Consider the following 21964-nt stretch of genomic DNA (forward strand, 5'->3'; position numbering starts at 1 on the left):
GAATTTAGCGTGCAAAGCGCCGAGCTTAAACAGTTTGTAGTCGACAAGGTCGAAGATTTAAAAGCAAAAGATGTTGTAGTACTGGAAGTCACCGACAAGTCGAATGTGACCGACTATATGGTGGTCTGTTCGGGTACTTCTAAGACCCACGTCAGAGCGATCGCCGAGAACGTGGTACTCGAGGCCAAACGTGCCAACCTACATATCCATGGCGTCGAAGGCCGTGACAGCAGCGAATGGGTGCTGGTCGACCTGGGCGACGTGATTGTTCATGTGATGCAAGACAAGACCCGTGACTTCTATCAGCTTGAAAAGCTGTGGTCTGAAAAGCCAGCTTAATGAAGTTACAACTCGTTGCCGTGGGCACTCGCATGCCCGCCTGGGTCACCACAGGTTTCGAAGAATATCAGCGCCGTTTCCCCCGGGACATGGCGTTCGAACTGATTGAGATCCCTGCCGGAAAGCGCGGTAAGAATGCCGACATCGCCCGCATCTTGCACAAAGAGGGCGAACAGATGCTGGCGGCTATCCCTAAGGGAAACCATATCGTCAGCCTGGATCTGCCGGGAAAAAACTGGACCACGCCCGAGCTTGCCACTCAGCTCAATCGCTGGCAACTGGACGGTCGCGATGTTAGCCTGCTTATCGGCGGCCCCGAGGGGCTGGCCCCCGCCTGTAAACAGGCGGCGAATCAAAGCTGGTGTCTATCGGCCTTGACCCTGCCCCACCCCTTGGTACGCGTCTTGGTGGCCGAGAGCCTATACCGTGCCTGGAGCATCAACAACAACCACCCGTATCATAGAGAGTAGTGCGCCGCGCGACACTCGAGTCAATCGAGGGATAGACGATGATAGTGACAACCAACATACTGCCGGAGAGAGTATAATTGGCGCCACGTAAACGGATGGCCATGCATGATCATGCCGCCGAAGCCTCGCTGTTCAAACGCCGCGCCATCTTTACTTTTGCCTGCGTGGTGGTCTTGCTAAGCGTACTGCTAGGCAACCTCTATCATCTGCAAGTCCTGTCCTACAAAGACTATGAGACCCGCTCCAACGACAACCGCATCCGCGTCGTGCCAGTGGCGCCAAGCCGCGGCCTGATCTACGACAGACACGGCCAACTGCTGGCGGAGAACCAGCCCTTCTATTCGCTGGAGCTGATCCCAGAGAAGGTTAAGGACATCCCCGCGACCCTGGATGAACTCGCCAAGGTCGTCGAGCTCAGCAAGGATGACAGAGAAAGCCTGGTCGCCTCTCTCAAATACCATCGCCGCTTCAAGCCGATAACGGTCAAGAACCGCCTGTCGGAGGAGGAAGTAGCGATCTTTAGCGTTAACCAACACAGATTCCCTGGCTTCTCCATCGACGCAGGCCTGAAACGCCACTACCCCTACGATGGGCTGCTGACCCATGTGCTGGGCTATGTGGGCCGCATCAACAACCGGGACCAAGCCGCGCTGCAGCGCAACGGCCAGTGGCAGAACTACGCCGCCACCAAGGATATTGGCAAGCAGGGGATCGAAAAGTTTTATGAGAGCCTGCTGCACGGCATGCCGGGCCATCTGGAAGAAGAGGTCAACAACCGCGGCCGCACCATTCGTACCCTTAAATCTGTGGCGCCAGAGCCGGGCCAGGATATCTACCTGACCCTGGATCTTCAGCTACAGAAGAAGGCGATGGAACTGCTGGCGGGTCGCCGCGGCTCGATCGTGGCTATCGATCCCCGCGACGGCGGCATACTGGCCATGGTCTCCAGCCCCAGCTATGACCCAAACCAATTCGTGCACGGCATCAGCTCCAAGGCCTATAGCGATCTGCTCAACGCTCGCTCTCGCCCGCTGATCAACCGCGCCACCCAGGGCCAATACGCCCCGGCATCGACGGTTAAGCCTCACATGGCGCTGCTGGGGCTTGAAGAGAAGGTTGTGACTCCTAAGACCCGGGTGTGGGATCCAGGCTTCTGGCAGATCCCCGGCGTCGAGCGCAAGTATCGCGACTGGAAACGTTGGGGCCACGGCTGGGTCGATGTCAACGGCGCCCTGGTACACTCCTGCGACACCTACTTCTACGACATGGCCTACAAGACGGGCATAGATAAGATCAGCAACTTCATGCAGCAGTTCGGCTTTGGCGAGCGCACAGGCGTGGACATCTTCGAAGAGTCGGCCGGTAACATGCCATCCAAGGACTGGAAGCGCCTCAAATACAATCAGCCCTGGTATATCGGCGATACCATCTCGGTGGGGATCGGCCAGGGTTACTGGACCACAACACCGCTGCAGCTGGCCAACGCCACCGCCATCATGGCAAACAAGGGCGAGCGCTTCGTGCCGCACCTGCTGAAGTCGATCAAGAATGATACCGTCAAGGTCGATACGCCGGTAGACAAGATGGCCCCCGTGGTACTGAAGAGTCCACACAACTGGCAGATCATCAACGAGGCGATGAGAGATACCGCCCATAAGTCGCGCTTCGTCGATGCCGGCTATACCGCGGCGATGAAGACGGGTACCGCCCAGGTCTTCAGTGTGGCCGAAGATGAAAAGTATGACGCCGAAAATATTGACGAACACCTGAGGGATAACGCCTTGATCGTCGCCTACGCCCCCTATGAGGCGCCGCGCATCGTGCTGGCAGTGGTGCTGGAAAACGCCGGTTGGGGTGGCGCCAACGCCGGCCCTGTGGCCCGCGCCCTGCTGGATGAGTATATGCTACGCGACAACCTGCCCTTAGAAACCGCCGGGAGCCCACACAATGAACGCCCATAGCCATAGACCCAACATCTGGCAGCGCATGCATATCGACCTGCCACTGCTTCTTGGGCTGCTGGCGCTCATGTGCTATGGCCTGTTCGTCATCTATTCCGCCGGCGGCGAAGATATGGCGCTGATGGAGCGTCAGCTGATCCGTATGGGACTGTCGCTGGGGATCATGCTGTTTGTCGCCCAGATCAATCCAGAAGTGCTCAGGCGCTGGGCCTTCCCCATCTATATCGCCGGGGTGATCTTGCTGCTCGGGGTGCATTTCTTCGGTGAGATCAACAAGGGCGCGCAGCGCTGGCTCAACCTCGGCTTCATGGAGTTTCAACCCTCTGAGCTGATCAAGCTGGCCTTCCCCATCACCATGGCCTGGTATATCAGTAAGTTCCCGCTGCCGCCGAAGAAACGTTATCTGGCCGGAGCAGGGGTGATCCTGCTCATTCCGACGCTGTTAATTGCCAAGCAGCCAGATCTGGGCACCTCTATCCTGGTGGCGGCCTCAGGGATCTTCGTGCTGTTTCTCTCCGGCATGAGCTGGGCCATCGTCGGCAGCTTCATCGGCGGCGTGCTAGCCATGCTGCCTGTGCTCTGGTTCTTCCTGATGCACGATTATCAACGTACCCGGGTATTGACCCTGCTGGATCCGGAAAAGGACCCGCTGGGCGCTGGCTATCATATTATTCAATCCAAGATCGCCATCGGCTCCGGTGGGATCTGGGGCAAGGGCTGGCTCGACGGCACTCAGTCTCAGCTGGAGTTCCTGCCTGAGCGCCACACCGACTTCATCTTCGCGGTTATCGGCGAGGAGTTTGGCCTGATCGGCAGCCTCATTCTGCTCTGCCTCTATCTGTATGTGATCGGCCGCGGCCTGGTGATCGCCTCGCGGGCACAAACCAGTTTTGCCCGTTTACTCGCTGGCAGTATTACTTTAACCTTCTTTGTATATGTCTTTGTGAATATTGGCATGGTATCGGGACTACTCCCCGTAGTTGGTGTGCCCCTGCCCCTCATCAGTTACGGCGGTACCTCTATGCTGACCCTGATGACAGGCTTCGGCATTCTGATGAGCATACATACCCATAGACGATTCATTGACCGTTAAAGGAAGACGATTTGAAACCAGTTTCACAGCTATTTTTCGCCCTGATGCTGGGCGGCACCAGCTTGCTGGCCCAGGCCGATGACAAGGTGATCCCCCAAGAGGGTGACATCAGTGAGTTGAAGACAGCCTTCACCGAGCAGCAACTCGGCGCCGGCTTCACCCAGGCAGAGATAGACAGCTTTCTCGCCAGCGCCCAATACAACCAGAAGGTGATCGACGCCATCACCACCCCATGGGAAGCCAAGCCCTGGTTTCAATATCACCCCATTTTCCTCACCGATAAACGTCTGGAAAAGGGACTGGCCTTCTGGCGCACCCATGATGCGACCATCGCCAAGGCGGCAAAGACCTATCAGGTGGATCCTGAGATCATCGTCGCCATTATCGGCATCGAGACCTTCTACGGCGGCTACATGGGCACCTATCCGGTGATCGATGCCCTCTACACCTTGGGCTTTCATTACACGCCGCGGGCCGACTTCTTTCGCAAGGAACTCGCCCAGCTACAGACCCTGGCCAAAGAGGAAAAACTGGACCTGACTACGCTAAAGGGCTCCTACGCCGGCGCCATGGGTTATGGTCAGTTTATTCCCTCTAGCTACCGTCATTTCGCGGTGGATTTTAGCGGCGACGGCCGCCGGGACCTGGTTGGCGATCCGGTCGATGCCATCGGCAGTGTCGCCAACTATTTCCATCAACATGGCTGGCAGAAGGGCGACCTGGTCACCCTACCGCTGACGACTCACCATCTGCCCGCGCATCTCAAGGCCTGGTCGGGAGAGAAGCTCTCCTATAAGGTTGCCGACATCCTCTCGCCAACCATCTCCCTGGCGCAGAATGTCGATCTCGACGTGCAACAACCTGCACTACTGGTCGAGCTTGAGCAGCAAGACGGTAAAGATTACTGGCTGGGACTGAACAACTTTTACGTGATCACCCGCTATAACCGCAGCCCGCTGTACGCCATGGCGGTGTATCAATTTAGCCAACAACTCAAAGATGCTTATGCGAAACAGTAACGCCCTGTCACTGCTCTCCTTCATCCTGCTACTGGTTTTGGCGGGCTGCTCGTCGCAGAGCGGCCGCTATAAGATTGCCGACGACTTAGCGCCGACCGATGCGCCCGATGTCTCCAAGGTCGAAGATGCTCACCCCAAGTTTGAGCCCTACAGCCGCGGCGGCAACCGCAAGGAATATACTGTTCTGGGCAAGACCTACCGAGTGCTGGACACAGGCAAAGGCTATCAGAAGACGGGCATCGCCTCCTGGTATGGCGCCAAGTTTCATGGTCACCTCACCTCCAATGGCGAGACCTACGACATGTATTCCATGTCGGCGGCCCATAAGACGCTGCCACTGCCAAGCTATGTGAAGGTCACTAACCTGGCCAACGACAAATCGGTAGTGGTGAGGGTCAACGATCGTGGCCCCTTTCATGATAACCGCATCATAGATCTCTCCTACGCCGCGGCGCATCGCCTGGACATGCTCAAAACGGGCACGGCCAAGGTGCAGCTCGAGGTGATCTACATCGAAAACCCCGAGTCTGTGGCTTTGGCCGCACTGCAGGAAACCAAGCTTCACTATGTGCAGGTGATCGCCTCCTCAGATAAGGGGCGCATCGACCATCTGGCACAGACCCTGGCGGACCAGTATCAGGTGCAGACCCGTATCCAGCAGAGCGGCACCCTCTATCGCCTGCAACTGGGCCCCATAGGTCGCCAGCAGATCGCCGCCCAGTTGCATCAGACACTGCAGCAAAACGGCTACCCCCAGAGCTATCTGGTGACAGAATAAGGTAACGACCCGAAATCGGTGCGCTTTTCCTTAAGATTAAGGAACCTTCACTGATTTCGATGGTCGACTAATGTTATACTCGCCCGACATAGCGCCCAAATTTTTGCATTCAACCAGAAGACGTGCCTTGATAATATGAAATTACTGAATCATAGCTTGAAAACACTCCTCCTTGTCTCTTCTCTCTCTATCACGGCAGCCAACGCGGCACCCGTTGTTACGCCTGATGCACCTAAGGTTGCAGCCAAAGCCTTTATCCTGATGGATTACAACTCGGGCCAGATCATCGCCGAAGAGAATGCATATGAGAGCTTGAACCCGGCCAGTCTCACCAAGATGATGACCAGCTACGTGATAGGCCACGAGATCAAGGTGGGCAACATCTCACCACAAGACAAGGTGACCATCAGTAAGAATGCCTGGTCGAAGAATTTCCCCGACTCCTCCAAGATGTTTATCGAGGTGGGCAAGCAGGTCTCTGTCGAAGAGCTCAACCGCGGCATCATCATTCAGTCGGGTAACGATGCCTGTGTCGCCATGGCCGAACATATTGCTGGTACCGAAGATGGTTTCGTAGATCTGATGAACTCCTGGGCCAAGCAGCTGGGCATGCGTGACAGCTACTTCGAGAACTCCCACGGCCTGGACTCGGAAAATCACAAGACCACCGCCTACGACATGGCACTGCTGGGCGCCGCGCTGATCCGCGACGTACCCGAGGAATACCGCGTATACTCGGAGAAGTCTTTCACCTATAACGGCATCAAGCAGTACAACCGTAACGGTCTGCTATGGGACAAGAGCCTGAACGTCGATGGTATCAAGACGGGCCACACCTCTGGCGCCGGTTATAACCTGGTGACCTCGGCGACCAAAGATGGCATGCGCCTAGTGTCTGTAGTCTTGGGTACCGCCAGCGAATCAGCCCGTAAGGCCGAGAGCAAGAAACTGCTCAACTATGGTTTCCGCTTTTTCGAAACCATCACCCCCTACAAGGCGGGCGACAGCTTTGTAACCCAGAAGATCTGGTACGGTGACAGAGAGTCAGTGGATCTTGGCGTATTAACAGATACCCCCATCACCATCAGCCGCGGCCAGGCGAAAAACCTCGAGGCCAACTACGAGCTGAACAAGGAGCTGACCGCCCCGATCGCCAAGGGTGAGACAGTAGGCCGCATCTATTTCCAGCTTAACGGCAAAGACATTGCCCAGTTCCCGCTGGTCACCCTGCAAGAGGTGAACGAAGGCAGCTGGTTCAGCAAGCTGATGGACTACTTTAAGCAGATGTTTGCCAGCTGGTTTAACTAATTCCACAGCGACAAATGCATGAGATAGTAAAAAGTCACCTAAGGGTGACTTTTTTGTTTTTAGCCTCTCAGGCTTGAATTAGGTATAATAACCCCCATTTTATAGCCATTAAGTTAGGCAAGAGATAGACACCTATGTTAGACACCAAATTTCATGAACTCCTAGACTTCCCCGCGGCCTTCCCTTTCAAAGTCGTGGGCGACGCCAGAGACACACTCGCCGATGACGTCGTTGCCGTTGTGCAGCGTCACGTGCCAGGCGACTATATGCCAACCTCCAGGGCCTCAAGCAAAGGCAGCTACCACTCGATCACCGTCAAGGTAACGGTTCACAGTAAAGAGCAGATCGAACTACTTTACATCGAGTTAGCGGCTATCGAAGGAGTTAAGCGCGTCCTCTAAGATGCGCCCTCCTGGTAGGAAATGTGATCTACCTTACATTTCCTGATTTCGCGCGTATAATAGGCGCACTTAAACGCTGAGGGGAGAGGTTGCCCTTGAAAGATACGGTTTTACATATTCGTCATCTTGGTCGCCAGGATTACGAGTCGGTATGGCACGCCATGCAGGAATATACCGATAATCGCGATGAAACAAGCCGAGATGAGCTTTGGATAGTCGAACATCCTCCGGTGTTCACCCAAGGCCAGGCAGGCAAGAGTGAGCATATTCTCAACCCCGGTGATATCCCCGTCATTCAAGTCGACCGTGGTGGCCAAGTGACCTACCATGGTCCAGGACAGCTAGTCGCCTACCCGCTACTGGACATCAAACGCCTCAAAATAGGTGTTCGCCAACTGGTGACCGACATAGAGCAGAGTATCGTCAAGATGCTCGCCCTCTATGGTATCGAGGCCTATCCTAAGGCCGATGCTCCTGGTGTCTATGTCGAGGAGCGCAAAATAGCCTCTCTGGGTCTGCGGATCCGTAAAGGCTGCTCCTTCCACGGCCTGGCACTGAACGTCGATATGGATATGTCCCCCTTTCAGCGCATCAACCCCTGCGGTTATGCCGGATTAGAGATGGCTCAATGTAAGCCGCTCAAGGGGCCACAAAGCGTCGAAGAAGCCGGCGAGAAACTGATACAAACCTTTAGCCAAGAATTGGGCTATCAACATCTAGAACATCATCAAGGGTTAACAGACTAATATGAGTAGGCCTGAAAGATTACAACCCGGAGTCAAGTTACGCGATGCCGACAAGGTCTCTCGTATTCCGGTCAAGGTCGTGCCTTCCGAGCGCGAAACCATGCTACGCAAACCCGATTGGTTGAGAGTCAAGCTCCCGGCATCGAATCAACGTATCGTCGACATCAAACAGGCGCTGCGTAAGAACGGTCTGCACTCTGTATGCGAAGAGGCTTCCTGCCCTAACCTTGCCGAATGTTTTAACCATGGTACCGCCACCTTCATGATCTTGGGCGCCATCTGCACCCGTCGCTGCCCCTTCTGCGACGTGGCCCATGGTCGTCCACTCAAGCCTGATGCCGAAGAGCCGGTAAAACTGGCGCAAACCATCAGAGACATGAAGCTGAAATATGTGGTGATCACCTCTGTGGATCGTGACGATCTGCGTGATGGTGGTGCCCAGCACTTTGCCGACTGTATCCGCGAGATCCGTAAGCTCAACCCAGAGATCAAGATTGAGATCTTAGTGCCCGATTTCAGGGGCCGCATCGATGCCGCCTTGGAGATCCTGGCCACCGAGCCACCCGATGTCTTCAACCACAACCTTGAAACGGCACCTAAGCACTACCGTAAGGCTCGTCCAGGGGCGAACTACCAATGGTCACTGGATCTGTTGAAGAAATTCAAGGAGCAACACCCACATATTCCGACTAAGTCGGGCCTGATGATGGGTCTGGGTGAGACCAACGAAGAGATCGCCGAGGTGCTTCGCGACCTGCGTGCGCACAATGTTGAGATGCTGACACTCGGTCAATACCTGCAGCCTTCTAAGTTCCACCTGCCGGTAGAGCGTTACGTGCCGCCAGCCGAGTTTGACGAGCTGAAAGACTATGCCGAAGAGATAGGCTTTACCCATGCCGCTTGTGGTCCTATGGTGCGTTCTAGCTACCATGCCGACCTGCAGGCCCAAGGTAAAGAGGTTAAATAGCCTTAAGTCATAGGCTTTAATAGCTTAGATGTAAAAATAGCGCCCTTGCGGCGCTATTTTTTTATCCCCAAATACAAATCCAAACAGTTAGAACAAACGCTCCATCAAAATAGCGTCTTCTTTGCCCTGTTCCAGCTGATAATAGTTGGCCCGCATTCCTGTCTGCTCGAAGCCCATCTGGCGATATAGGGCGATAGCCCTTTCATTAGAGGCCCTCACCTCTAACATCATACGTTCGGCCCCCTGAGTGGCTGCCAGCTCGATTAACGCCTCGGTGAGGCGCTTACCCAAACCTCGCCCCTGAGCGTCTGGCCTGACGCAGATATCCATCAGGGTGGCATCTTCGAAGATTTGATGCAGAATACTGAAGCCCAACAACTGCTCATCATCGAAGAGACCGATAACATGGTAGAAACGCCCGAAACAGGTCTCAAGGTTACTCAGCGACATGGGGAAACGATGGCAGGCCGACTCCAGCTCATGCAACTTAGGAGCGTCTTCCTTGGTCAGTGTCTTAAGCGTTAGCGTCATAGGCATCGCTCTCCCAAATATGCTGCCATAGCTCGCGCTTGGCCTTAGATTCTTGCTCGAGAACGGCGATAGGTGCAGAGCTGATGGCGCATGCCACCTTAGGTAACCTGAGACTTCGCATATCCCAAAACACCTCTTTGGTGCTGCTAAGCGAATCGCTGACGACGACCTGCTTATCCTGCTCGGGAAAGAGCGCCAATACCTGACGGATAAGCGGGTGGTCACCTGAGACGCTCGCTCCTCGATCCACAAGAATATGGTACAGGGGAAGCTCGGCTCCCTTCTCTACCCAGCGGATTATACCCATCGCATCTAAATATGCACTCGGTTCCAAATCGCCTCCAGACAAATGCTAACCCCTTAAGGATAACCTCTGCCCAGGCGAGTGTCACGACGACCAGAGACTATATGAACTTGAGTGAAAAGATAAAACTCAGAAAAGCAAAAAGCCGTTCATTTCTGAACGGCTTCTCTAGAATGTGGCAGGGGTGGCAGGACTCGAACCCGCAACCATCGGTTTTGGAGACCGCTGTTCTACCAATTGGAACTACACCCCTGTTGACGTGGGGCATTATGCTAAAACCCCTTCCAAAGGTAAAGGACTTTTTATGGCTAACTCGCTCAATTGCGGCTTTTTCATGCAAGATAGCGAATATTAAGTCATATCCTCACATTCCCGACCAAATAACTGTCATCTATACCATCATTTAACCCGCTTTTAATGACGTTATGGGTCATTGATTAATGGCATATCGAGCCTGAAATCCCCCAAGCAAGTTCTATTAATGATTACCTTCAATAGGCAAATAACAGCCCTACCTAAAACATCCTAAATAAGCCCGCATGTTTTTGCATCGAGCCTCTTCGAGACAAGCACCTGGGGACAAATACATAGAGACCTGCTACCCGCACCTTCCTCTCTATCCTAGACACCACAAACGAAAACCATACTAGCGATCCAACCAGCTCTATAAAGCAATTATTACGACTCAGTCACCATATGAGAACAAAATAGGGCCAAGACACTAGATAACCACGGCGCGAACCAGATCTTCTTGCGAGCCTCCAACTTACTAGAAGGCATTCACCCTAAATAATCGAAGCGTCGATATAGAACAAAGGCTTGAAGATATAGAGGGAGATATAGGTCCATTTTAACTAGACGGCTGAAGCACAGATTACAGGGTTGAATGCTAGGAAACCGCTATCTAGTCATATCTCGAAAAATGGAATCCGCCAAAGGTTTCACGCATGAGGGCGTAAGACATCCTCTTATCAAACACAGATTGATGGATGACTGGATCGCGAAGCAGCTAAGTTGCGAGCTGAGGAGCCAGACAAATAAAGAGAAAAGGCGCCTGTCATAGCCAGCTTCGAGCCAGACATCAACACTAACTCCCTTCTATCTCACATGGGGGCGTAAGGCATCCGCTTGTCAAGCGCAGCTTGATGGATGACTGGAGCGCGAAGCAGCTAGGCTGCGAGCTGAGGCTCTAATGAATAAAGAAGAAAGACGCCCGTCATGGCCTGCTTCGAGCCAGATATCAGATACTAACTCCCTCCAGTCTCACATGGGGGCGTAAGACATCCGTTTATCAAGCGCAGCTTGATGGATGACTGGAGCGCGAAGCAGCTATGCTGCGACCTGAGGGGGCTGACCGCCATGGATGGCGGAAATGCAGTTAATGATTGGAGCACTTAACTGCCCCCCACGAAGTGGCTGTGGGCTGCATGTGAAGTAGCGCTTTCGCGCGACCTACATGGATGTAGGAAGTGCCATAAATTGCTGGGAGCAATTTAGGCGAGCGTAGAAAGCAAAAAGCCCTAGCGTTTTAGGCTAGGGCTTTTTGCTTTATTAGGCGCCTGGAAATGACCTACTCTCACATGGGGAGACCCCACACTACCATCGGCGCGATTGCGTTTCACTTCTGAGTTCGGGATGGGATCAGGTGGGACCACAATGCTATGGTTTCCAGACAAATTCTTACTGGTTAATTCTTCGTCTGACGGCATTGTTTCCTTGCTACAGTGCTCATGTACTCTAGTACACTCCGCGCTTCGCTTCGTTACGGCTTTGTCAGCCAAACAATTACCTGCGTAATTAACCAAAATAGTAAATTTAGAAAGCTGCTTGAATTCGCACTTCAATCAAGTACTTTTGTATTCTTTTGATTACGTAAAACCATCGTACGAAACCCTTTTGGGTTGTATGGTTAAGCCTCACGAGTCATTAGTACAGGTTAGCTCAACGCCTCACAACGCTTACACACCCTGCCTATCAACGTCCTAGTCTCGGACGGCTCTTTAGAGACCTTAAAGGTCTAGGGATGACTCATCTTAGGGCTCGCTTCCCGCTTAGATGCTTTCAGCGGTTATCGATTCCGAACGTAGCTACCGGGCAATGCCATTGGCATGACAACCCGAACACCAGCGGTTCGTCCACTCCGGTCCTCTCGTACTAGGAGCAGCTCCCTTCAATCATCCAACGCCCACGGCAGATAGGGACCGAACTGTCTCACGACGTTCTGAACCCAGCTCGCGTACCACTTTAAATGGCGAACAGCCATACCCTTGGGACCGACTTCAGCCCCAGGATGTGATGAGCCGACATCGAGGTGCCAAACACCGCCGTCGATATGAACTCTTGGGCGGTATCAGCCTGTTATCCCCGGAGTACCTTTTATCCGTTGAGCGATGGCCCTTCCATTCAGAACCACCGGATCACTATGACCTGCTTTCGCACCTGCTCGACGTGTATGTCTCGCAGTTAAGCTGGCTTATGCCATTGCACTAACCGTACGATGTCCGACCGTACTTAGCCAACCTTCGTGCTCCTCCGTTACTCTTTGGGAGGAGACCGCCCCAGTCAAACTACCCACCAGGCACTGTCCTCAACCCCGATTCAGGGGCCAGAGTTAGAACATCAACACTACAAGGGTGGTATTTCAAGGATGACTCCACGAGAACTGGCGTTCCCGCTTCAAAGTCTCCCACCTATCCTACACATGTAGGGTCAATGTTCAGTGCCAAGCTATAGTAAAGGTTCACGGGGTCTTTCCGTCTAGCCGCGGGTATACGGCATCTTCACCGCAATTTCAACTTCACTGAGTCTCGGCTGGAGACAGCGTGGCCATCATTACGCCATTCGTGCAGGTCGGAACTTACCCGACAAGGAATTTCGCTACCTTAGGACCGTTATAGTTACGGCCGCCGTTTACCGGGGCTTCGATCATGAGCTTCTCCGAAGATAACCCAATCAATTAACCTTCCGGCACCGGGCAGGCGTCACACCGTATACGTCATCTTGCGATTTTGCACAGTGCTGTGTTTTTGATAAACAGTTGCAGCCACCTGGTATCTGCGACTCCCGTCAGCTTAGAGAGCAAGTCTCATCACCAACAGGAGCGTACCTTCTCCCGAAGTTACGGTACCATTTTGCCTAGTTCCTTCAGCCGAGTTCTCTCAAGCGCCTTGGTATTCTCTACCCGACCACCTGTGTCGGTTTGGGGTACGATTCCTGCTAACCTGAAGCTTAGAAGATTTTCCTGGAAGCATGGCATCAACTACTTCATCACCGTAGTGACTCGTCATCAACTCTCAGTATTAGGTGCCCGGATTTGCCTAAGCACCCTACCTACAGCCTTAAACGCGGACAACCAACGCCGCGCTAGCCTAGCCTTCTCCGTCTCTCCATCGCAGTTAGCAGAAGTACGGGAATATTAACCCGTTTCCCATCGACTACGCCTTTCGGCCTCGCCTTAGGGGTCGACTCACCCTGCCCCGATTAACGTTGGACAGGAACCCTTGGTCTTTCGGCGAGGAGGTTTTTCACCCCCTTTATCGTTACTCATGTCAGCATTCGCACTTCTGATACCTCCAGCGTGGGTTACCCCTTCACCTTCAACGGCTTACAGAACGCTCCTCTACCGCACCAGCGCAAGCGCTAGTACCCATAGCTTCGGTGTATTGCTTAGCCCCGTTATATCTTCCGCGCAGGCCGACTCGACTAGTGAGCTATTACGCTTTCTTTAAATGATGGCTGCTTCTAAGCCAACATCCTAGCTGTCTAAGCCTTCCCACATCGTTTCCCACTTAGCAATAACTTTGGGACCTTAGCTGATGGTCTGGGTTGTTTCCCTTTTCACGACGGACGTTAGCACCCGCCGTGTGTCTCCCGAGTAGTACTCATTGGTATTCGGAGTTTGCAAAGGGTTGGTAAGTCGGGATGACCCCCTAGCCTTAACAGTGCTCTACCCCCAATGGTATTCGCTCGAGGCGCTACCTAAATAGCTTTCGAGGAGAACCAGATATCTCCCGGTTTGATTGGCCTTTCACCCCCAGCCACAAGTCATCACCGCATTTTTCAACATACGTGTGTTCGGTCCTCCAGTTGATGTTACTCAACCTTCAACCTGCCCATGGCTAGATCACCGGGTTTCGGGTCTACACCTTGCAACTAAACGCGCAGTTAACACTCGGTTTCCCTACGGCTCCGCTATTCGCTTAACCTCGCTACAAAATGTAAGTCGCTGACCCATTATACAAAAGGTACGCAGTCACGGTCTCAAGAACCGCTCCCACTGCTTGTACGTATACGGTTTCAGGTTCTATTTCACTCCCCTCACAGGGGTTCTTTTCGCCTTTCCCTCACGGTACTGGTTCACTATCGGTCAGTCAGGAGTATTTAGCCTTGGAGGATGGTCCCCCCATATTCGAACAAGATATCACGTGTCCCGTCCTACTCGTTTTCACCTAAAGTTAGTTTTCATGTACGGGGCTATCACCCTGTATCGCTGTGCTTTCCAACACATTCCACTAACACCCTCTAGGCTTAAGGGCTAATCCCCGTTCGCTCGCCGCTACTAGGGGAATCTCGGTTGATTTCTTTTCCTAAGGGTACTTAGATGTTTCAGTTCCCCTCGTTCGCCTCACTAAGCTATGTATTCACTTAGTGATGACACCTTATGGTGCCGGGTTTCCCCATTCGGACATCGTTAGCTCAAATGCTTGTTACTAGCTCGCCAACGCTTTTCGCAAGTTACTACGTCCTTCATCGCCTCTGACTGCCAAGGCATCCACCGTATACGCTTAGTCACTTAACCATACAACCCAAATGAGTTTCATCTGAGCTGCATCGCAACTAACGGTTTCTACTTTCGCCAAAAGAATACTCAAGTCACTTGATTAAAGTGTGTTTTGAGAACTCAATTATTTTTCGCAATAATCTTTCGATTATTACTATCAGCTTTCCAAATTTTTAAAGAACAAGCATCGTCGCTCGGACGTGCCACTCGCTCTAACAAGAACAAGTTATCTGTGTGAACACTCAACAAATATCAATCAATCGTATAGGTAAGGAGGTGATCCAGCCCCAGGTTCCCCTAGGGCTACCTTGTTACGACTTCACCCCAGTCATGAACCACACCGTGGTAAACGCCCTCCCGAAGGTTAAGCTATCTACTTCTGGTGCAGCCCACTCCCATGGTGTGACGGGCGGTGTGTACAAGGCCCGGGAACGTATTCACCGTGGCATTCTGATCCACGATTACTAGCGATTCCGACTTCATGGAGTCGAGTTGCAGACTCCAATCCGGACTACGACCGGCTTTGTGAGATTAGCTCCACCTCGCGGCTTCGCAACCCTCTGTACCGACCATTGTAGCACGTGTGTAGCCCTACTCGTAAGGGCCATGATGACTTGACGTCGTCCCCACCTTCCTCCGGTTTATCACCGGCAGTCTCCCTAAAGTTCCCGGCATTACCCGCTGGCAAGTAAGGATAAGGGTTGCGCTCGTTGCGGGACTTAACCCAACATTTCACAACACGAGCTGACGACAGCCATGCAGCACCTGTCTCAGAGTTCCCGAAGGCACCAATCCATCTCTGGAAAGTTCTCTGGATGTCAAGAGTAGGTAAGGTTCTTCGCGTTGCATCGAATTAAACCACATGCTCCACCGCTTGTGCGGGCCCCCGTCAATTCATTTGAGTTTTAACCTTGCGGCCGTACTCCCCAGGCGGTCTACTTAATGCGTTAGCTTGAGAACCCAGTGTTCAAGACACCAAATTCCGAGTAGACATCGTTTACGGCGTGGACTACCAGGGTATCTAATCCTGTTTGCTCCCCACGCTTTCGTACCTGAGCGTCAGTCTTTGTCCAGGGGGCCGCCTTCGCCACCGGTATTCCTTCAGATCTCTACGCATTTCACCGCTACACCTGAAATTCTACCCCCCTCTACAAGACTCTAGTTGACCAGTTCGAAATGCAGTTCCCAGGTTAAGCCCGGGGCTTTCACATCTCGCTTAATCAACCGCCTGCGTACGCTTTACGCCCAGTAATTCCGATTAACGCTTGCACCCCTCGTATTACCGCGGCTGCTGGCACGAAGTTAGCCGGTGCTTCTTCTGCGAGTAACGTCACAGCTAACGGGTATTAACCGTTAACCTTTCCTCCTCGCTGAAAGTGCTTTACAACCCGAAGGCCTTCTTCACACACGCGGCATGGCTGCATCAGGCTTGCGCCCATTGTGCAATATTCCCCACTGCTGCCTCCCGTAGGAGTCTGGGCCGTGTCTCAGTCCCAGTGTGGCTGATCATCCTCTCAGAACAGCTAGGGATCGTCGCCTAGGTGAGCCATTACCTCACCTACTAGCTAATCCCACCTAGGTACATCCAATCGCAGAAGGTCCGAAGATCCCCTCTTTTCCCCCGTAGGGCGTATGCGGTATTAGCAGTCGTTTCCAACTGTTATCCCCCTCGACTGGGCAGTTCCCTAGGCATTACTCACCCGTCCGCCGCTCGTCAGCAAAGTAGCAAGCTACTTTCTGTTACCGCTCGACTTGCATGTGTTAGGCCTGCCGCCAGCGTTCAATCTGAGCCATGATCAAACTCTTCAATTAAAAGTTTTTTGCTTCACTCTTTATTCAAAAGGAAGCGACTCAATGAATTCTGATTCACATAAATGACTCGGAAGAATCATCTACATGTTTGTACATATTGCTATGAACACTCATCGTTGCATTGAGATTTAAATCGTTTTCGATTAACTCAATACCTGTGAGTGTCCACACAGATTTCTTGTTTTATCTTGTTAAAGAACGTTCGCCTCATACTGGAGTCCAGCGGGCTAGGGCTGCGTATTCTACGCTTCTCCCTGTCGGCGTCAAGCGCTTTTTTCAAAAGATTTTTAAGTGGTTAATTACTGTGCTTTCGCGTTGTAGCTACCGGCTTAAAAACTCGAACCGCTTATCGCCTTGACTCGACATTCGTTACCTACTCACTTGGTAAGTAGCGCCGTTTGCCGTATCAGTGGGAGCGCATTATAGGGAGCCAAATCTTTTGCGCAAGGGCTTTTTTAACGAAATACATCGATCGAACAAAAAACACGCAAAACGAGATAGATTCAGCGAAAAGCCACACACAAAGGCAACATGCGAGTAACGACAACACCACAAACTATCGATTGGGTGACCCGCTTATTTGAAACCGGAAAATAAGTTTGGCACAAAAAATTCGACTCTGCCAAAAATCTGAGCAGCCTGATTGCAAGGCTGCCCTGTTGGCTTATTTACACTATATAGCAAGCCCCCTTATGTCGCCTTATCTCTGTGTCGCCTTCTTTTGGCTACTTATATGGGTATAGGCTTAGAATATAAGCTTAAGTGTTACTGCTTCTTATCAGTATCTGAATCATCTTGCTCAGTTGGTTTGGATGCATCAGTCTCTTGAGCAATATCTATATCGGTTTCGTTCTCATCACCCACCACATGGCTCACCTTTAACTTCTTCACCGTGCGTATGGTGTAGATGGGACCGGAGAGAGCATAGAGACTAAAGACGATAAACAGGATAGTTGCCGGTTGAACCGAGACCACCACAAACAAGCCCACCAGCGCCAGGATCACCATGAAGTTAACCCGGCCGCGCCAGTCATAGTCTTTGAAAGAGTAGTAGCGGAAGTTACTCACCATCAAGAGACCCGCACCAGCTGTCATTAGCAGCGCCAATATGCTGACCTGCTGGCCTTCTATCTCATAATAGGTGCCAGTCCAGATGGCGCCGGCAATAATCGCCGCTGCGGCCGGGCTCGCCAACCCCTGAAAATAGCGTTTATCGGCGACACCAACCTGGGTATTGAAGCGTGCGAGCCTGAGCGCGGCGCCGGCACAATAGATAAATGCAGCCAACCAACCTACCTTGCCCAGATCGGCCAAGGCCCAGTTATAGGCGATCAACGCCGGGGCCACCCCGAAGGAGACCATGTCGGCCATGCTGTCATATTCGGCGCCGAATGCACTCTGGGTATTGGTCATCCTAGCGACACGGCCATCGAGGCCATCGAAGATCATGGCGACGAAGATGGCAATGGCTGCTGCCTCAAAGTGACCATTCATGGAGGCGATCACCGCATAAAAGCCGGAAAACAATCCCGCCGTGGTGAACAGGTTGGGTAAAAGGTAGATACCACGGTTCTTCACCGTCTCTTTGTTTAAATTTTGCATATACTAAGGAGCAAGGTTATCTTGATAAAATAAAAAGATAACACAGATTTAAGCTCACTTTTTATACGGACCTCTAATTGTTGGCAGATGAGTCACTCCTGCACTCTCTCCCGGCCTGGATATGGATACTATGATGACCGGAAAATTTTATCTCAGCGCACTGTTAAGCCTATTCCTTTGCGCCCCAGCATTTGCAACGACCATCTATAAATGGGTGGATGAAAACGGTGTCACCCACTACAGTCAAGAAAAGCCCCCCGAGGCAAAGACAGAAAAGCTCTATAGCGAAGATATCGAACAGAAGAAGGTTGGCTTCACCGCCCCTAAAGTCGTCGAAAAACAGGGCGAGCAGAAGAGCGAAGCCGCGTTAGCCGCCGAAGCGATCAATGAGAAAGATAAGGCGCAGGCCAAGGCCATCTGCGAAAATGCCAAGCATCAGTTAAATGTGCTCGAGACACATACTCGTCTGACACGTAAGAATGAAGAAAATGGTGAAATGGTGCGTATGACAGAGGAAGACAGGCAGTCAGAGATCGCCGCGCAGAAACAGCGCATCAAGCTTTTCTGCGACAAATAGCTCTGCTAATTTAAACTGCCCTGCTAATTTAAACAGCCCTTCTTTCTTACTTCTCTCCTAATATAGAGAAGTAGAAAAGTAGAGAAGAAATAAAGAAGCGACAACCAAAATGAATCTGCCTGTCGCTTCTTGTTTTTTAGGGTTACCGTCCAAATAGCCTTAACCGACCGAATCTAACCACTCGCTTTCACCGTATACATAGAACGGCTCACCCCATCCTGACAGGCCTGAGTACCGGCGTCCCAGCCTTTATCAAACTCGCTCAAACCATCCAACACCTTATCCTTCATTCCTTCTAAGGTATCGGCGCCTGGGTTTTGCTTCAGGTATCCGGCGCTGCGGCAACCCGTGTTGTAGCCATAGTGATAGAGGCTGTCATAGTCGACGCTGCCGACGCCGACAAAGGCCGGGCCACTGCTTTGCATTGGTGCTGAGCTACATGCCGTCATCAACACGGCCAGAGATGCTATAACTGCTAACCTTGCTTTCATCCAGTACTCCTTCACAGTATAAAAACTTAAATTAGGAAGAGATCTCACCCTTTGCAAACTAGTGCAAATAATAGCCAAATGCAATCTGATGCCAGTGATAAAAAAAGCCCAAACCTAGGTTTGGGCTTCTTGTATAAGGCTAAGACTTATTGATGGAAGGCGAGTTCGCCACCCGCGGCATCGACCTTGATGGGCGCGCCAGGTAACAGCTCACCACTCAAGAGTTTCTGAGCCAGTGGGTTTTCCACCTCTTGCTGCAGGGCGCGTTTTAGCGGCCTTGCACCATAGACGGGGTCGAATCCAGCCTGAGCGATCAAGGCTAGGGCATCGTCACTCACCTCAAGCTCAAAGTCTTTCTCCGCTAGGCGTGCCTTCAGATTGTCTATCTGGATCTGCGCAATATGAGCGATATGTTCAGACTCAAGCGGATGGAAGACCACGCTTTCATCGATACGATTGAGGAACTCGGGCCTGAAGCTGTGGGTCACCACATTCATCACCTCGCTCTTCATCTCGGCATAACTGGCGATACCAAAACGCTCCTGAATCACATCGGACCCCAGATTAGAAGTCATGATCACCACGGTATTACGAAAATCGACCGTGCGTCCCTGACCATCGGTCAGACGACCATCGTCCAGCACTTGCAACAGTATGTTGAACACATCGGGATGCGCCTTTTCCACCTCATCGAGCAAGATCACCGAATAAGGCTTACGTCTCACCGCTTCGGTGAGATAACCGCCCTCTTCATAGCCGACATAACCTGGAGGTGCCCCTACCAGACGCGACACCGAATGCTTCTCCATAAACTCGGACATATCGATACGCACCATGGCCGCTTCGGTATCAAAAAGGAACTTCGCCAGCGACTTACACAGCTCAGTCTTACCCACACCGGTAGGGCCGAGGAAGAGGAAGGAACCGATAGGACGATTCGGATCCGCAAGACCAGCGCGGCTACGGCGAATGGCGTTAGCCACCGCATCCACGGCCTCGTTCTGACCAATCACCCGAGTATGCAGCGCCTCTTCCATGTGCAGCAGCTTCTCTTTCTCCCCTTCGAGCATCTTAGATACAGGAATACCGGTCGCCTTAGACAGCACCTCGGCGATCTCCACATCGGAAACCTTATTACGCAGTAGCGTCATATCCTGCATCTCGGCCTGAGCCGCCAGATCCAGCTGTTTCTCCAGCTCTGGGATACGACCATATTGCAGCTCAGACATGCGGGTCAGATCCCCGGCGCGTCTAGCTACCTCAAGATCCATGCGGGCCTGCTCGAGATCTGCCTTGATATGCTGAGTGCCCGCCAGCGCCGCCTTCTCGGTATGCCATACCTCATTAAGTTCGGCGGCCTTGGCCTCGACCTCGGCAAGCTCGCTACGCAAGGTGCTGAGTCGACGCAGACTCGCCTCATCACTCTCCTTGCTCAGGGCCTGCTCCTCCAGCTTAAGCTGAATGGTGCGGCGCTCTAATCTGTCCAGCGGCTCTGGCTTAGAGTCTATCTGCATACGAATACTGGACGCCGCCTCATCGATAAGATCGATCGCCTTATCGGGCAGCTTCCTGTCTGAGATATAACGATGCGACATGCTGGCCGCCGCCACGATAGCGGGATCTGTGATCTCCACATGGTGGTGCAGCTCATAACGCTCTTTCAGGCCGCGCAGGATGGCGATGGTGTCTTCGACACTCGGCTCATCCACCAGCACCTTCTGAAAACGTCGCTCGAGGGCGGCATCTTTCTCGATATATTGACGATACTCATCTAAGGTAGTCGCACCTACGCAGTGCAGGTCGCCCCTGGCCAAGGCAGGCTTGAGCATATTCCCCGCATCCATGGCGCCATCGCTCTTTCCGGCGCCCACCATTGTATGTAGCTCGTCGATGAAGAGGATCACCTGCCCCTCTTCCTGAGCCAGCTCGTTGAGCACCGCCTTGAGGCGTTCCTCGAACTCACCGCGGTACTTAGCCCCGGCCACCAGGGCGCCCAAGTCGAGTGACAACACCCGCTTATTCTTGATCCCCTCAGGCACCTCGCCATTGATGATGCGCTGCGCCAGCCCTTCGACGATGGCCGTCTTACCCACACCCGGCTCACCGATGAGCACAGGGTTATTCTTACTGCGGCGTTGCAGCACCTGAATGGTGCGGCGGATCTCATCGTCACGGCCAATAACAGGGTCTAGCTTGCCCTGCTCGGCGCGCTCGGTAAGATCCACGGTAAACTTCTTCAGCGCTTGGCGCTGATCTTCGGCGTTAGGGTCGTCGATATTCTTGCCAAGACGCACCTCTTCTATCGTCTTCTCCAGCAGCTCCTTGGTAGCGCCAGACTTCTTCAGACATTGCGCCAACGCATCGCTCCCCTCGAGTGCCGCCAAGACAAAGAGCTCGCTGGAGATATATTTGTCTTTACGCTTTTGCGCCAGCTTGTCACACAGGTTCAGCAGGCGAATCAGTGCCTGCGAGAGCTGGACATCGCCGCCCGTGCCCTCAATTTGCGGTAATCGTTCAAGCTCCTGGCTCAGGGCGGAACGCAAGGTGCTGACCGAGATCCCGGCCTGGGTCAGCAGTGGATGAATTGAGCCACCATCTTGATTAAGCAGCGCCATCATCAGATGGATCGGCTCAATAAACTGATGGTCACGCCCCAACGCTAATGACTGAGCATCGGAGATTGCTATCTGGAATTTGTTCGTCATACGATCGAGTCGCATACAGCCTCCTAAAAATTAACGAATGAAGGAAACCTTCAGTGCTTTGTTACCAGTATAAATGGGGA

General features: G+C 52.7%; 16 protein-coding genes, 1 tRNA gene and 3 rRNA genes. 11 read left to right on the top strand and 9 right to left on the bottom strand.

From position 1 onward, the window contains the following. Nucleotides 1-9: 9 nt before the first annotated feature. The 10 genes from rsfS (at nucleotide 10) to lipA (ending at nucleotide 9082) form a co-directional block, all read left to right on the top strand. Nucleotides 10-339 (top strand): ribosome silencing factor, encoded by a 330-nt coding sequence (rsfS, locus tag K0H80_RS15010; protein WP_041407387.1) that lies wholly within the window; start codon nucleotides 10-12, stop codon nucleotides 337-339. Beyond that, complete coding sequence (gene rlmH, locus K0H80_RS15015; RefSeq protein ID WP_041509028.1) at nucleotides 339-809, top strand: 23S rRNA (pseudouridine(1915)-N(3))-methyltransferase RlmH; 471 nt, start codon at nucleotides 339-341, stop codon at nucleotides 807-809. Before rsfS ends, rlmH begins: the two co-directional genes overlap by 1 nt. Before the next feature lie 77 nt (nucleotides 810-886). After that, nucleotides 887-2770, top strand: a complete 1884-nt coding sequence (gene mrdA, locus K0H80_RS15020; protein WP_220072089.1) for a penicillin-binding protein 2 — start codon at nucleotides 887-889, stop codon at nucleotides 2768-2770. Further along, nucleotides 2757-3863, top strand: coding sequence for a rod shape-determining protein RodA (gene rodA / locus K0H80_RS15025; protein ID WP_011866733.1), 1107 nt, complete (start codon nucleotides 2757-2759; stop codon nucleotides 3861-3863). The genes mrdA and rodA overlap by 14 nt, the downstream gene beginning before the upstream one ends. An 11-nt stretch (nucleotides 3864-3874) precedes the next feature. Next, a complete protein-coding gene (gene mltB, locus K0H80_RS15030; protein ID WP_220072090.1) occupies nucleotides 3875-4882 on the top strand; it encodes a lytic murein transglycosylase B in 1008 nt (335 codons plus the stop codon). After that, nucleotides 4863-5660, top strand: coding sequence for a septal ring lytic transglycosylase RlpA family protein (locus K0H80_RS15035; RefSeq protein WP_220072091.1), 798 nt, complete (start codon nucleotides 4863-4865; stop codon nucleotides 5658-5660). The genes mltB and K0H80_RS15035 overlap by 20 nt, the downstream gene beginning before the upstream one ends. A 135-nt stretch (nucleotides 5661-5795) precedes the next feature. Further along, entirely contained in the window at nucleotides 5796-6968 is a 1173-nt protein-coding gene (locus K0H80_RS15040; protein ID WP_220072092.1) for a serine hydrolase, read from the top strand. A 134-nt stretch (nucleotides 6969-7102) separates the two neighbouring features. Then, a complete protein-coding gene (gene ybeD / locus K0H80_RS15045) occupies nucleotides 7103-7369 on the top strand; it encodes a DUF493 family protein YbeD (protein WP_011866737.1) in 267 nt (88 codons plus the stop codon). Between the two features lie 95 nt (nucleotides 7370-7464). Then, a complete protein-coding gene (gene lipB / locus K0H80_RS15050) occupies nucleotides 7465-8115 on the top strand; it encodes a lipoyl(octanoyl) transferase LipB (RefSeq protein ID WP_041406693.1) in 651 nt (216 codons plus the stop codon). Between the two features lies 1 nt (nucleotide 8116). After that, nucleotides 8117-9082 (top strand): lipoyl synthase, encoded by a 966-nt coding sequence (gene lipA, locus K0H80_RS15055; protein WP_011866739.1) that lies wholly within the window; start codon nucleotides 8117-8119, stop codon nucleotides 9080-9082. Between the two features lie 87 nt (nucleotides 9083-9169). On the opposite strand, the gene rimI is transcribed toward lipA, so the two are convergent. The 7 genes from rimI to pssA form a co-directional block, all read right to left on the bottom strand. Beyond that, nucleotides 9170-9613: a ribosomal protein S18-alanine N-acetyltransferase gene (gene rimI, locus K0H80_RS15060; RefSeq protein WP_258406114.1), complete on the bottom strand. Its 444-nt coding sequence runs from the start codon at nucleotides 9611-9613 to the stop codon at nucleotides 9170-9172. Then, on the bottom strand, nucleotides 9597-9947 hold the full coding sequence (locus K0H80_RS15065; protein ID WP_220072094.1) for a hypothetical protein: 351 nt from the start codon (nucleotides 9945-9947) through the stop codon (nucleotides 9597-9599). Before K0H80_RS15065 ends, rimI begins: the two co-directional genes overlap by 17 nt. Before the next feature lie 146 nt (nucleotides 9948-10093). Continuing rightward, nucleotides 10094-10170: transfer RNA gene (locus K0H80_RS15070), tRNA-Trp, on the bottom strand. Nucleotides 10171-11474: 1304 nt separating this feature from the next. Next, nucleotides 11475-11590 (bottom strand): 5S ribosomal RNA (rrf, locus tag K0H80_RS15075). Between the two features lie 232 nt (nucleotides 11591-11822). Next, nucleotides 11823-14715: ribosomal RNA gene (locus K0H80_RS15080) — 23S ribosomal RNA — on the bottom strand. A 251-nt stretch (nucleotides 14716-14966) separates the two neighbouring features. After that, nucleotides 14967-16509: ribosomal RNA gene (locus K0H80_RS15085) — 16S ribosomal RNA — on the bottom strand. Together the 16S, 23S and 5S rRNA genes form the textbook arrangement of a ribosomal RNA operon. A 765-nt stretch (nucleotides 16510-17274) precedes the next feature. Next, on the bottom strand, nucleotides 17275-18111 hold the full coding sequence (pssA, locus tag K0H80_RS15090) for a CDP-diacylglycerol--serine O-phosphatidyltransferase (protein WP_220072095.1): 837 nt from the start codon (nucleotides 18109-18111) through the stop codon (nucleotides 17275-17277). Nucleotides 18112-18244: 133 nt separating this feature from the next. Between pssA and K0H80_RS15095 the strand changes: the two genes are divergently transcribed. After that, a complete protein-coding gene (locus tag K0H80_RS15095) occupies nucleotides 18245-18688 on the top strand; it encodes a DUF4124 domain-containing protein (protein ID WP_258406115.1) in 444 nt (147 codons plus the stop codon). 173 nt (nucleotides 18689-18861) lie between these two features. Here the strand turns inward: K0H80_RS15095 and K0H80_RS15100 are convergent, their stop codons facing one another. Next, nucleotides 18862-19179, bottom strand: coding sequence for a hypothetical protein (locus tag K0H80_RS15100; protein WP_220072096.1), 318 nt, complete (start codon nucleotides 19177-19179; stop codon nucleotides 18862-18864). A gap of 146 nt (nucleotides 19180-19325) precedes the next feature. After that, nucleotides 19326-21899 carry an ATP-dependent chaperone ClpB gene (gene clpB / locus K0H80_RS15105; RefSeq protein ID WP_220043145.1) on the bottom strand — a complete coding sequence of 858 codons (2574 nt, stop codon included), beginning with the start codon at nucleotides 21897-21899 and terminating at the stop codon, nucleotides 19326-19328. Between the last annotated feature and the right edge of the window lie 65 nt (nucleotides 21900-21964).

It is taken from the genome of Shewanella aegiceratis, assembly GCF_019457495.1.
In the GTDB taxonomy this organism is placed as follows: Bacteria; Pseudomonadota; Gammaproteobacteria; order Enterobacterales; family Shewanellaceae; genus Shewanella; species Shewanella loihica.